General features: G+C 60.5%; 12 protein-coding genes. 11 read left to right on the top strand and 1 reads right to left on the bottom strand.

What is annotated here, in order from left to right:
* Window positions 1-20: 20 nt before the first annotated feature.
* The 6 genes from AB8841_RS03825 to AB8841_RS03800 all read left to right on the top strand — a co-directional run bounded on the left by AB8841_RS03825 (window position 21) and on the right by AB8841_RS03800 (window position 6452).
* Window positions 21-1325 carry an MFS transporter gene (locus tag AB8841_RS03825; RefSeq protein ID WP_370434535.1) on the top strand — a complete coding sequence of 435 codons (1305 nt, stop codon included), beginning with the start codon at window positions 21-23 and terminating at the stop codon, window positions 1323-1325.
* A gap of 24 nt (window positions 1326-1349) precedes the next feature.
* Window positions 1350-2369 carry a ketopantoate reductase family protein gene (locus tag AB8841_RS03820; protein ID WP_370434534.1) on the top strand — a complete coding sequence of 340 codons (1020 nt, stop codon included), beginning with the start codon at window positions 1350-1352 and terminating at the stop codon, window positions 2367-2369.
* Window positions 2366-3109 (top strand): SDR family NAD(P)-dependent oxidoreductase, encoded by a 744-nt coding sequence (locus AB8841_RS03815; protein ID WP_370434533.1) that lies wholly within the window; start codon window positions 2366-2368, stop codon window positions 3107-3109. Before AB8841_RS03820 ends, AB8841_RS03815 begins: the two co-directional genes overlap by 4 nt.
* Window positions 3110-3141: 32 nt before the next feature.
* A complete protein-coding gene (locus tag AB8841_RS03810) occupies window positions 3142-4044 on the top strand; it encodes a polysaccharide deacetylase (protein ID WP_370434532.1) in 903 nt (300 codons plus the stop codon).
* A gap of 62 nt (window positions 4045-4106) precedes the next feature.
* A complete protein-coding gene (locus AB8841_RS03805; protein WP_370434531.1) occupies window positions 4107-5276 on the top strand; it encodes a M20 family metallopeptidase in 1170 nt (389 codons plus the stop codon).
* 60 nt (window positions 5277-5336) lie between these two features.
* Entirely contained in the window at window positions 5337-6452 is a 1116-nt protein-coding gene (locus AB8841_RS03800; RefSeq protein ID WP_370434530.1) for an NADH:flavin oxidoreductase/NADH oxidase, read from the top strand.
* A 246-nt stretch (window positions 6453-6698) separates the two neighbouring features.
* On the opposite strand, the gene AB8841_RS03795 is transcribed toward AB8841_RS03800, so the two are convergent.
* Window positions 6699-7610 carry a LysR family transcriptional regulator gene (locus AB8841_RS03795; protein WP_370434529.1) on the bottom strand — a complete coding sequence of 304 codons (912 nt, stop codon included), beginning with the start codon at window positions 7608-7610 and terminating at the stop codon, window positions 6699-6701.
* Between the two features lie 173 nt (window positions 7611-7783).
* Between AB8841_RS03795 and AB8841_RS03790 the strand changes: the two genes are divergently transcribed.
* From AB8841_RS03790 to AB8841_RS03770, 5 genes are all read left to right on the top strand, one after another.
* Window positions 7784-9316 (top strand): ABC transporter substrate-binding protein, encoded by a 1533-nt coding sequence (locus AB8841_RS03790; protein WP_370434528.1) that lies wholly within the window; start codon window positions 7784-7786, stop codon window positions 9314-9316.
* 190 nt (window positions 9317-9506) lie between these two features.
* Complete coding sequence (locus AB8841_RS03785; protein ID WP_370434527.1) at window positions 9507-10424, top strand: ABC transporter permease; 918 nt, start codon at window positions 9507-9509, stop codon at window positions 10422-10424.
* Window position 10425: 1 nt separating this feature from the next.
* Window positions 10426-11322 (top strand): ABC transporter permease, encoded by an 897-nt coding sequence (locus AB8841_RS03780; protein ID WP_370434526.1) that lies wholly within the window; start codon window positions 10426-10428, stop codon window positions 11320-11322.
* Between the two features lie 3 nt (window positions 11323-11325).
* Complete coding sequence (locus AB8841_RS03775) at window positions 11326-12300, top strand: ABC transporter ATP-binding protein (protein WP_370434525.1); 975 nt, start codon at window positions 11326-11328, stop codon at window positions 12298-12300.
* A complete protein-coding gene (locus AB8841_RS03770) occupies window positions 12297-13274 on the top strand; it encodes an ABC transporter ATP-binding protein (RefSeq protein WP_370434524.1) in 978 nt (325 codons plus the stop codon). The genes AB8841_RS03775 and AB8841_RS03770 overlap by 4 nt, the downstream gene beginning before the upstream one ends.
* Window positions 13275-13303: the final 29 nt, after the last annotated feature.

Here is a 13303-nt window from a genome sequence, read left to right as displayed (position 1 = left end):
TTCCTGAGGAGAGAGAACGAGTGCTCAATCAAGCCACTGTCGGGGCGGCTGACGCTGTTCCGCAAATGTCATTTGCTACACGCCGTCGTCAGTTGATGGCGGCCTCAATCGGCAACGTCCTGGAATACTATGACTTTGTCGTTTACGCGTTCCTTGCAGGGACGATCGCAACGAAATTCTTCCCCAACGAGAGTGAGGTCGCAGCCCTTCTCGCGTCATTTGCCGCCTTTGGCATCGGGTTCCTTGCGCGCCCGTTGGGTGGTGCCATCATCGGCCGCATCGGCGACGTCAAGGGTCGTAAGGTCGCTCTCCTGATCACTATCTTCGGGATGGCGTTGGGCACGGTCGGCATCGGCCTTCTGCCGACATTCGCAACGATCGGTATCTTGGCACCCATTCTCCTTGTCGGCATGCGCCTGATCCAGGGCCTTGCTGCGGGTGGCGAATGGGGTGGCGCAACAGCGTTCATTGTCGAATCCGCCCCTGAAGGACGACGTGGTCTGTTCGGCGGCATTGGACAGGCTTCTATTGCCGCTTCGAACCTTCTGGGTAGCATAGTCGTCGCTCTCGTGACGGCGGCATTCACAACCGAGCAGATGAGCGAATGGGCATGGCGAGTCCCGTTCCTGCTGGGTGGCGTTCTTCTTCCTATCGGTTTCTATATGCGGAGGAATCTTGAGGAGACGCCAGCGTACGAAGCTGCTCAAAAGAAGCCTAAGGAGTCATCTGCCGAACACGGATCCGCCGTCGGCATGATGGCAAAAGCGTTCGGATTCACGATCATCTGGACAGTGTCCTATTACATCATGCTGAGCTATATGCCGACCTTCCTGACCAAGCATGCTGGAATTACGCAGACGCAAGCATTGTGGGGAAATGCGATCGCTCTGACGGTTCTCGTCATTGCCACTCCCTTCTTTGGACACTTGTCAGACAGGATCGGCCGTAAGCCTCTGCTTCTTGCTTGCTGTGCGGCATTCATTGTCCTGCCCTACCCGCTCTTCTCCGTGATCCTGGCGAACGCGTCGCTTGCGACCATCGTTTCGATCCAGATCTTGTTCAACCTCTTCATTGCGGCCTTCTCGGGCGCAGGTCCCTCCGCCCTCTCTGAGCTGTTCCCGACCCATTCGAGAACAACTCTGATGTCGACCGGATACAGTCTCTCGACTGCGATCTTCGGCGGATTTGCGCCGTTCATCTCCACCTGGCTGATCAGTGCGACGAACTCTCCGATCTCGCCCACCTATTACCTGATCATCGCCGGCATCGTGTCGGGCGCGGTGATCTGGAACTTCCGTGAAACCGCGCACGAGAAACTGCGCTAATCACGATTTTTAAAGGATTTGATAATGTCAGAACCTATTCTGGTCTGGGGTGCCGGCGCGATCGGAGGAACCTTCGGAGCAGCCCTCGTCCGGGCCGGCCGGGACGTTACATTCGTCGATGTGGTGCCGGAACATGTGGAGGCTATTCGTGATCCGGAGCGCGGGCTTCGGATCACCGGCCCAGTCGATCCGATGGTGGTAAAAGCCCCGGCTTTCCTTCCGGAGGAGCTCAAGGGGATCTGGAAACGGATCTATCTCGCTGTTAAAGCCCAGCACACGGAGCAGGCCTGCCGTGCTCTGCTGCCGCATCTGGCCGAGGATGGGTTTGTCGTCTCGTTGCAGAACGGCCTGTGCGAGAAGACGATTGCCGAGGTCGTTGGGACCAACCGCACCGTAGGCGCATTCATCAATTTCGGAGCGGACTGGATCGGTCCAGGCGAGGTCCACTTCGGGAATAGGGCCGCAGTTGTCACGGGAGAGATTGATGGCCGGATGACACCGCGCCTGAACGATGTCCTCGAGGATCTGCGCACCTTCGAGCCGGATGCCATTCAAACCGATAACATCTGGTCGTATCTGTGGGGTAAGCTTGCCTATGGGTCGCTGCTGTTTGCGCAGGCAGTTGGAAACCTCGGGATTGCTGATTGCCTGGAACGGCCGGAACTGCTGCCTCTCTGGCGCGAGTTGGCGGGCGAGATCGTCAATGTTGCTCGGGCTGAACGGGTCGAGCCCCGCGGCTTTAACGGCTTCGATCCCAATGCCTTCGGAAAGGGCGGCACTGAGGAGGCAGCCAAGGCGAGCGTCGCCGCAATGGTGGCATTCAACCGCCCCAACGCAAAGACCCATTCCGGTGTTTGGCGCGACCTCGCGATCCGCAAGCGTCGGACCGAGGTCGACATGCAGTTGCTTCCCATCGTCGAGATCGGTCGCAAACATGGGCTCTCCTGCCCGACATTGGAACGCCTGATTGCGATGATCCACGAGATTGAGCAGAACCAGCGCGACCTCTCCGACACCAATCTCACGGAGCTTCTGAAGAAATGACCTTGGATTTTACAGGGAAGACAGTTGCCGTCAGTGGTGCCGCCCTCGGATTCGGTCGGGCAATCGGTGCCAGTTTTGCGGCTGCAGGCGCTCGCGTGTACGGTTGCGATATCCTCGATGCCCCAGACAATGGCGCTCCCATCACAATGGCGAAGGTCGATCTGCTGAACAGACCGGCTGGCGCGCAGTGGATCGCATCGATCGAGAATGAAACCGGCAGTCCCATCGACATCCTCGTTTGCAATGCGGGCGGCGTCGCCGGACAGGCGCATCGCCCACTCGAGGACGTGAACGACGAGGACTGGAACCGAGTGATCGAAATCAATCTCGGGTCGACTTTTACTCTGTGCAGAGCGGCGGCTCCCGCCATGAAACGCGCCGGCAAGGGTGCCATCGTGACGATCTCGTCAGGTGCGGCCCTGCAGGCGTCACTCACGGGCGTGCAGGCCTATTGCTCTGCCAAACACGCTGTGCTCGGCCTGACCAGGCAGTTGGCGCACGAGCTTGGCCCGCACGGAATCCGGGTCAACAGCGTGGCCCCGGGTTTTGTCCAGACCAATCCGGCGACTGCGCGGCAGTGGGCTTCCTACAGCCCTGAGAAGCAACGCCAGATCGTTGACAGTGTTGCGCTCAAGCGCCTCGGCACTCCCGAGGAAATCGCAAAAGTAACTATGTTTCTTGCGTCTGACCTGGCCAGCTTCGTCAATGGTCAGATCTTGTCTGTCGACGGCGGGCGGTAAGCCTGACTGAGTTGGAAGAGCGGAGAATATCGATGACAACCAATCAAGCGCAAGAGCCGTGGCAGTGGGAGGAGAAGCACTGGCGCGGGCTGGTCAATCAGGTACGGGCCGGACGGCGGCTTGCACCGGCGAAGTGGAAGAATGGTGCCAGATGGGCGGTAGCACTGTCATTCGACTCGGATCACGAAACAAATGAACTCCGCGAAGGCGGGAAATCGATCGGTCGCATGGCCTGGGGGCAATATGGGAACCGGGTCGGCATGCCCCGCATCCTGGATATTCTGCGCCGTCACGACATCAAGGCGAGCTTCTATGTTCCAGCCGTGGCCGCCCTGCTGCACGAGGATGAGCAGCGGCAGGTCGTGTCTGAAGGACACGAGATCGGCATCCACGGTTGGATCCATGAGCTGAACTCTGTGCTTCCGTACGAGGCAGAGCGTGATTTGATGTTCCGCTCGGCTGACACGCTGGAGAAAATTACCGGCATCCGACCGGTTGGCCTTCGCACCCCATCGTGGGATTTCAGCCCAAACACGTTGCGCATTGAGGCAGAGCTCGGGCTTCTCTACGACTCGTCACTGATGGCCGACGAAGACTGCTATGAACTCCTCCTTGATGGAGAGCCCACCGGCATCGTCGAATTGCCTGTCGAATGGATCCGGGACGATGCTGTCTACTTCATGATGCACCGGTTCCAGTCATTAAGGCCCTATACGCCGCCGAAGGATGTGCTCGACATCTTCTTGCGAGAACTCGACGCCGCCTATGAAGCTGGTGGCTTGTTCCAGCTGACAATGCACCCGCACATCATTACGCCCCGCTCGCGTATCTGGATCCTCGAGGAGGTCATCAGGCACGCAAAGGCCAAAGGCGATGTGTGGTTTGCAACGCATGCCGAGATTGCCGCCTTCGTGAAGGAAAACGCCTCCGAATAGGAGGCACTCTCCTGAAGCGATCGCAACGGACGGATAACTAAGACTGGAAGGCGCAAACTGCCATGCGTATGCATAATTCGGAGCCGATTTCCCGCTGGCTTGAAGAGCAGCAGGAGGCCATGGTCAGGCTTCTATCAGACTTGGTCAACATCGACTCCGGTTCCTATGACAAGGCCGGAGTCGATGATGTCGGGGCCCGGCTTACGAGCTTCCTCTCTGAGCACGGTATCGAGACGTCGGTGACGCCGAATGCTGAGTTTGGCGACATTCTCCGTGCGGACCTCGGGGGCGTCCGTCGAAATGGGCAGCGCCACAATATCCTCTTGTTGGGTCATCGTGACACGGTTTTCCCGAAAGGAGAAGCCTCACGCCGGCCATTCAAGATTGAGAATGGCAGGGCATACGGCCCCGGTGTGGCGGACATGAAGGCAGGGCTCGTGATGAATGCCTTTGTGCTGGCCGCATTCAAGCGCTTTTCTCCTGAAACGCCGCTTGTCATGCTGATGACTGGCGATGAGGAGATCGGCTCCAACGCATCGCGTGAAGCCATCATGGCGGAAGCAAGGAGTGCCCTTGCCGTGTTCAATGCGGAGCCAGGGCGAGCGTCAGGCAACATCGTGACCAGCCGCAAGGGCATGCTGTACTCTCGCCTGGACATCACCGGAAAGGCCGCTCATTCCGGGGTGAACTTCACTGAGGGCGTGAACGCCATTGCAGAGCTTGGACACAAGATCGTTGCCTTACATGACCTGTCTCGGGTCGACGATGGCATCACGGTCAATGTCGGGATCGTGTCGGGCGGTCAGTCGGTGAACACGACCGCCCCTCATGCGAGTGCCGAGTTTGAACTACGGTTCATAACGAATGATCAGCGTGATGCCGTCAGCAAGGCGGTTGAGGCTCTGGTCGCTCGGTCGGTCGTTCCAGGCACGACATCGACCTTGACTGGCAAAAGCAACTTTCTCGCTCTCGTGCCAACCGCGGAAAGTGACATGCTGGCATCCCAATATCTCGGGACCGCCGAAGAGCATGGCGTTTCCATAAAGGGTGAATTTACAGGCGGATGCGCTGACTCCGGCTTTACCGCGAGCGTCGGGGCGCCGACGATCTGTGGCGTAGGACCGGTTGGCGGCAAAGCGCATACGGCTGAGGAGTATATAGAGTTGCCGACACTCCTCCAGCGTGCCCAGATCCTGGCCTCGACAATCGGTAAGGTCGTTGCCGCCGGCTGAGATGCCTCGTTCTCACATCAAAATCGATGGCCGCTGTCCCTTGAACCATAGGAATTTCGAATGACGCAGACGTTGTTCAGTCCACTCGACCTTGGCCCGGTTCGCGTTCCGAACCGGATTGCTGTGGCCCCCATGTGCCAGTACTCAGCACATGACGGCTGCGCTTCCGACTGGCATCTGCAGCATCTGATGACGCTGGCAATGTCAGGCGCCGGCCTGGTGATGCTCGAGGCGACCGCTGTTGAGAGGGCCGGCCGCATCACGCACGGCTGCCTTGGGCTTTATTCCGACGAGAACGAGCGGGCTCTTGATCGGGTTCTCAAGGCGGCTCGGTCTGTAGCACTGCCAGGCACCAGGTTCGGAGTTCAAATCTCCCATGCCGGGCGGAAGGGGTCGGCCCAGCGCCCCTGGGAGGGCGGTGGGCCCCTTGCCGCTCATGAAGATCCCTGGATGACAGTCGCGCCGTCGCCTCTCCCTCATGATGCCGGATGGCACGTGCCACGGGACCTTGAAGAAGTCCAAATCGAAGGAATTATCCAGTCCTTCGTACAGGCTGCACGTCGCGCTGAGCGGTTGGGCTTCGACGTCGTGGAACTGCACATGGCTCATGGCTACCTGCTGCATCAGTTCCACTCTCCATTATCAAACCGGCGTCATGATCGCTGGGGGGATAGCTCACGTGGACGCATGGCACTACCGTTAGCGGTCGCCCATGCCGTGCGTGAGGCCGTTTCATCCGATATTGCCGTCGGTGCGCGGATTACCGGGACCGATTGGGAAACCGGCGGCCTAGGGGTCGGGGACGCAGTTGATCTAGCCAGGGCTCTTGAGGCCGCAGGTCTCGCCTACCTTGATGTAACGTCGGGTGGTATGCCGACCAAAGCACCGATCGCGGTGCATCCCGGGTACCAAGTGCCGCTGGCCGAGGCCGTCAAGTCGCAGAGCCGGACCATTGTCCGCGCTGTTGGGCTGATCGTTAGCCCGGACCATGCGAATGAGATCATCACGAGCAATCAGGCCGACCAGGTCGCAATCGGCCGTGGGCTCCTCGATAATCCGCGCTGGGCATGGCATGCGGCCGAGCAACTCGGCATACAACTGCCGCGACCTCCGCAGTACGACCGCGCTCGGCCTGCGATATGGCCGGGCGCACAACAGAGAAACCGAGCAGCCTAGCGCATCGTGCGGACCCAGCGGGCCGCGCAAGCGAAAAGTGGCTCCGGTATTCGCTGACGCGGCCCTCCGGGTCCGCTCAAACGATGCGCTCATCTAAGAAGGGAGCATCGGGCGCAGGAAGTGCAAATCCACTTTTCACGTCCGATGCTCTAGAGGGTCGTCTCCTGTCGGCGTTGTTCTGATCGAAGCGCCCCACTTGATGCGGCAACGAGCGGCGCAGGCTCAATTTCGTTCCCCTCCTTTGCCTTACGAAGGCTGTGTTGCGCCAAGCGTCTCCAACTCCGCAATGAGAAAACCGATGAAGTCTTGCGTCGTCTGCGGCAGGGTGCGCCCCAGCATGGTCTGGATCTGCATGTTACGCTCGAGAAAGCTCGCCTCTTCGAAGGGAACGATCGACAGATGGCCATCGCGTACCGCCCTGCGCGCCGAAACATAGGTTGAGAAGGTTATGGCGCCGCCAAGTTGGCAGAGGGTAAAAAGGCTGGCGACGTTTGTGGAACTGACGACAGGTTCGAGAGAGATGCCCTTGGTCGCACAGAAGATATCGAACACCCTCCTGATGGTTGCAGCATCGTCCAGTATCGCGATGGGATATTCGAACAGTTCGGCAATCGAGACACGCCCACGCCCGATCAGGGGGTGATCCGTGCTTGCCAACGCATAGGCCGGCATGGCCCGCTGCCACTGAATGCGCACCCCACCCTCGGGAGACAATGAGAACGTGATGCCGATATCCACCTCTCCCTCCTGAACGCTGGCCACCACGTTCGCTGGACCTAGAACCTTGATGTCGAACAGGACATGCGGGCGCTCCTTGCGAAAGGTGTGGATCACTTCCGGAACGAAGCTCACCGCAAGCCCCTCGGTCACGCCGAGGCGGATAAGGCCGCGCGTGGCGCTCTTGAGTTCCCTGATCTCCTTTTGGATCTGATCGCTCTCGAGCGCGGCACGTTGCGCATAGGATGCCAGAAGACGTCCTGCATGGGTCAGGACCATACCTCGTGAGCGCCGCTCGAAGAGGGGCGTTTCGTATTCCTCCTCGAGCTTCGCCACCTGCCGACTGATGGCCGATGCAGCGACTCGCAGCCGTTCGGCCGCCGCACTGATGGACCCGGTCCGAGCGACTTCCAGGAAATAGCGCAAGGCTGACTGCTGCATTGGAGGACTCACCGTATTGCCGCTTCAGCAACGATCCTTTCTAATCATTCTAATTGAAGCAAGCCCCTATTCTTGGCAGGCTTGGAATGGTTCCGCGTCGCCTTCTGATCGAGAACGATCACTGGCGCGCAAAACGAGAAACACAATAACAAGCACAATTCCAGAGGATTAAAATGAGTTTGATACGTAAGGCGGCGCTGCTCAGCCTCGCTTCCACCGCGCTCCTGACCAGCGTCTTCGCAGCCCCTGCCCTCGCGGGCAAAGCCGACAATACAATCCGGTTTGCCTATGATCAGGCGCCAGAGAGCGTGGATCCGTTCTTCAACAACGTCCGCATCGGCGTCATCATCGGCCAGCACGTCTGGGACACGCTCGTCTACCGCGATCCGAACACCAACGAGTACAAAGGCCAGCTCGCGACCGCCTGGCGTCAGATCGATGACCGTACGCTCGAGTTCGACCTGAGACAGGGTGTGAAGTTCCACAACGGCGAGGAGTTCGATGCGGACGATGTCGTCTACACGATGAACTTCATCTCCAAGCCTGAGAACAAGGTCGTCACCCAGGCCAACGTCAGCTGGATCGAGAAGGCCGAGAAGATCGACAAGTACAAGGTCCGCATCACGACCAAGCAGGTCTTCCCGGCGGCCATCGAGTATCTCGCCGGGCCGGTCGTCATCCACCCGAACGAGTATTACGAGAAGGTTGGCCCAAAGGGGCAGAACGACAAGCCCGTCGGCTCCGGACCCTACAAGGTGACGAACTACGTTCCGGGCAAATCGATCACGCTCGAAAAGAACGCCGATTATTTCAAGGACTCGCCGAAGCCGCAGCCTAAGATTGCCAAAATCGAGATCCGCTTCATTCCGGACCGTCAGACCCAGATGGCGGAAGCTCTGTCCAACGGCCTCGACTTCATCATGAGCGTGCCGAAGGACCAGGCGGAACAGCTGGAAACCGTTCCCACCCTCCAGGTTGTCTCCGGCGAAACCATGCGCATCGTGTTTATGCAGATGAACACGCTTGAGGGCACACCGGCTCCGGCCCTGAAGGACGAGCGCGTGCGCAAGGCCATTATCCACGCCATCGATCGTGAAAGCATGGTGAAGCAGATTGTTGGCGCGGGCTCGCGCGTTATCCACACCATCTGCTTCCCAAGCCAGTTCGGATGCACCGACGACGGCGCCACGCGCTATCCGTACGATCCTGCCAAGGCGAAACAGCTCCTTGCCGAGGCTGGCTATCCGAATGGCCTCGATCTCGATATCGTGGCCTACCGCGAGCGCAACCAGACCGAAGCCCTGATCGGCTATCTTCAGGCGGTCGGCATTAAGACGAACCTGCGCTTCCTGCAATATGCCGCCATGCGCGAGCAGGTTGCCGGCAACAAGGCGATGCTCACCCATCAGACCTGGGGCTCGTTCTCGGTCAACGACGTGTCCGCGGCAACGTCGAATTATTTCGCTTTCCGGACCGAGGACATCACCCGCGACCCGCAGGTACGCGATCTGCTGACCAAGGGTGACACATCGGTCGATCCGCAGATCCGCAAAACATCCTACCGGGAAGCCCTGAAGATCATCGCCGACAAGGCGTATGCTGTGCCGCTCTACTCGCTTCCGGTCTACTACGTCGCCACGTCGGACCTGAACTTCAAGGCCTATCCGGACGAGATGCCCCGCTTCTGGGAAATGAACTGGAAGTAAGCCGAAGAAGCCGGGGCGGTCCCCAAGGATCGCTCACGGCAATCCGCTGGCGAAAACGCGGGCACGCGTCCCTGTTGTGGCGGCGTGCCCGAAATCCTCGGCTTGAGCGGATTGTATTCCGGCTCCATGCGCCGCTGTTGCGGTCATACAGGCAATTTGGCCGATTCTTTAGGCCTCTATGGAGAATGCCGTGCTCGGCTACATCCTCAAACGCTTGGGTTTGGCGCTCCTGGTCGCGTTGGCGGTCTCAGCGATCGCTTTCTTTCTCCTGCGCTTGTCGGGCGATATTGCGGTGGCCATCGCGGGCGAAGGTGCGCAGAAGGCGGATCTCGAGATCATCCGCAAGACCTACGGCCTCGACCGGCCGCTCATCGTGCAATACATCGATTGGCTCTGGCAGACCCTCAGGGGCGATTTTGGAACGTCCCTGTATTTCAAGACCGAGGTGAGCAAGCTCGTTCTCGACAAGCTGCCGACGACCCTCATTCTCGGCTTCACGTCGCTCGGATTCGCGCTCCTCATATCCATTCCCCTGGGCGTGCTGGCCGCCGTGTACGCGAACAGCTGGATCGACCGGGTGGCGCTGGCTATTGCCGTGGTCGGTCAGGCGCTTCCGAACTTCTTCTTCGCCCTGATCCTCGTGATGATCTTCTCCATCACGCTGCGCTGGCTGCCTGTCTCGGGTTCCGGCACGTGGCTGCACTTCATCATGCCGACAATTGCTCTTGGCTATTACGTCGCTCCGGCCTTCATGCGGCTCATCCGCGCCGGAATGATCGAGGTTCTATCCTCCGACTACATCAGGACCGCCCGGGCCAAGGGCCTGCCGGCCTACAAGGTCATCTTCAAGCATGCCCTGCGTAACGCCGTCGTCCCGGTCGTGGCGCTCACCGCCGTGCAGCTCGGCTTCCTGCTTGGCGGGTCCGTCGTCATCGAGACGATCTTTGCCCTCGATGGTCTCGGCTATCTGGCCTACCAGAGCATCACCTACAAGGACTTCCCTGTCATGCAGGTCGTCGTCCTGCTGCTCTCGGTGGTCTATGTCCTTCTGACGCTTGCCTCCGACATTGCCAACGCGTGGCTCGATCCGCGCATCCGGGTGGCCTGACATGACCGACACTCCGCTTTCCATCCCCGCCATCGCGGAACCCTCGCCCGGCATGCGCCTCGTGCGCCGCTTCCTCGGCCAGAAGGCCTTCGTGATCGGCACCGGGATCTTGGCGGTCATCGTCGCGCTGGCTCTGCTCGCGCCCCTGATTGCGCCACACGATCCCTATGTGCAGAACCTCTCGCTCCGCAATGTACCACCCGTCTGGTACGCCAAGGGATCGTGGCTGCATCCGCTCGGCACCGACCAGCTCGGGCGCGACTACCTGTCCCGCATGCTCTACGGCGCGCGAATCTCTCTGCTGATCGGCGTCAGCGTGGTACTGATTTCTGGCATCATCGGAACGGCGATGGGCTTGGCGGCCGGCTATTTCGGCGGCAAGGTCGACCTTCTGATGACCTTCATCGTGACGACCCGTCTCTCGATGCCGGTCATCCTTGTGGCACTTGCCGTGGTGGCGATGGTCGGCGGCTCCCTTTGGGTCGTCATTTTGGTGCTCGGATTCCTCAAGTGGGACCGCTTCGCCGTGGTGATGCGCAGTGCGACCCAGCAGGTCCGCTCACTCGACTACGTGGCGGCCGCACAGGCGGCCGGAGCGTCGACCACACGTATCATTCTCCAGGAGGTCCTGCCGAACATCGCTCCTCATCTGATCGTCATTGCGACTCTCGAGGCTGCGAGTGCGATCCTGCTCGAGGCAGCCCTCTCCTTCCTGGGCCTTGGCGTGCAGCCTCCCCTGCCCTCCTGGGGCCTCATGATTGCGGAGGCAAAAGCCTACATGTTCTTTTCGTTCTGGCTCATTGCGATCCCGGGATCGGCTCTGGCGCTGCTGATTTTCGCGATCAACCTGGCGGGGGACGGCCTGCGTGACGTGATTTCACCGGAAGGACGGGCCTGAGCCATGAGCGACGTTATTCTTGAAGTCGACGGTCTGAACGTCGACATCGACACTCCCCGTGGCGCCCTCCACGCCGTGCGCGACATCTCCTTTTCCGTAAGGCGCGGCGAGACGCTCTGTCTCGTAGGCGAGTCCGGCTGCGGCAAGTCCATGACCTCCCTCGCGATCATGGACCTTTTGCCCAAGGCAGCCACCCGGAAAGCCCGGCGCATCGCCTTTGCGGGCGAGGATCTCGGCAAGGCGAGCCGGAAGCGCATCAATGCCCTGCGCGGCGACCGCATGGCGATGATCTTTCAGGAGCCCATGACGGCGCTGAACCCGGCCTATACGATCGGCAATCAACTCGTGGAAGCCTACCGCCAGCACCGCAATGCGAGCGAGGCGGAGGCGCGGGAACGGGCCGTCCATCTGCTCGGCAAGGTCGGCATCGCTTCGGCGGCCCAGCGTCTCGGACAATTCCCCCACCAGCTCTCGGGCGGCCTGCGTCAGCGCATCATGATCGCCATGGCTCTGATGTGCGGCCCCGACCTGCTGATCGCGGACGAGCCGACAACGGCCCTTGATGTGACGATCCAGGCGCAGATCCTGCACCTTCTGGCCGACCTGCAGCGCGAGCTGGGCATTGCCATGGTCCTGATCACCCACGATCTCGGCATCGTGGCACGCATCGCCGATCGGGTGGCCGTCATGTATGCCGGGCAGATCGTTGAACAAGGGCCGACCGCATCGCTCTTCGCCAATCCGCAGCATCCCTACACGAAGGGGCTGATCGACTGCATACCCGTGCCGGGCCGCACGGTTCGAGGCGGAAAGCTCGGCGTCATTCCCGGGGTCGTACCCTCTCTGGTGGGTGAGATTCGCGGCTGCAGCTTCCGCGACCGCTGCAGCCACGCCCGCGACATCTGCGCTATGGCGCCGCCCTTGAACGAAGCTGCGGAGGGCCATCAATGGCGTTGCATTCTGGAGAACGCAGCATGACGGCGATCCTCGAAACCCGAGATCTCACCCGCTCCTTCGAGGTCAGTCAGGGCATGTTCAAGTCCCGGCGAACCCTGCATGCGGTCAACGGCATCAGCCTCGATATCCGCAAAGGGGAAGTGTTGGGAATTGTGGGCGAATCCGGCTGCGGCAAGTCCACGCTTGCCCGCATGCTGCTCGGCCTCCTGCCGCCCACAGGCGGCGGCATCACGCTGGATGGAACGGATATCCGCTCGCTCAGCCGCAAAGGCATGGCCCGGCGCGTGCAGCCTGTTTTTCAGGATCCCTATTCCTCGCTCAACCCGCGCCGCACCATCGCGTCCATCGTGGCCCTGCCGCTGGAAGTGCACGGCATCGGCACGGCGGCGGAGCGGCGCAAGCGCACGCTTGAGACCCTCGACAAGGTGGGTCTGCCACAGCGTTTCGCCGACCGCTATCCCCGCGAACTTTCAGGTGGCCAGCGTCAGCGCGTCGCCATTGCTCGGGCGCTTGTCATGAATCCGGAACTCGTGGTCTGCGACGAGCCGACCTCCGCGCTGGACGTCTCGGTTCAGTCGCAAATTCTGAACCTGCTCATGGATCTGCGCCGTGAACTCGGCCTGACCTACGTGTTCATCAGCCACAACCTCGCTGTGGTCGAGCACATCGCGACACGCGTGGCGGTGATGTATCTCGGCCGCGTCGTTGAATTGGCCGAAACGGAAACCCTCTTCAGGGCGCCCCGGCACCCTTACACCAAGGCGCTCTTGGCGTCCGTCCTGACACCTGAGCCTGGACGAGGCATTCCGGAAACTGGACTCGGCCTCGCCTTTCCAGATCCCCTCAACCCGCCCCCGGGATGCCCCTTCCATCCGCGCTGTCCGGCGCGGATGCCTCAGTGCAGCACGTCTGAACCGCGCCTCGTCCGGTTCGAGCGGGATATGGTTGCCTGCCATCTCCATGATCCCGGACAGGACACACGCGCCAATCTGTGACCTTGCCAATCGGATTTTCAACGGAAGGA

It is taken from the genome of Microvirga sp. TS319, assembly GCF_041276405.1.
Lineage (GTDB): Bacteria > Pseudomonadota > Alphaproteobacteria > Rhizobiales > Beijerinckiaceae > Microvirga.
This window is presented reverse-complemented; position numbering and strand designations above follow the sequence as displayed.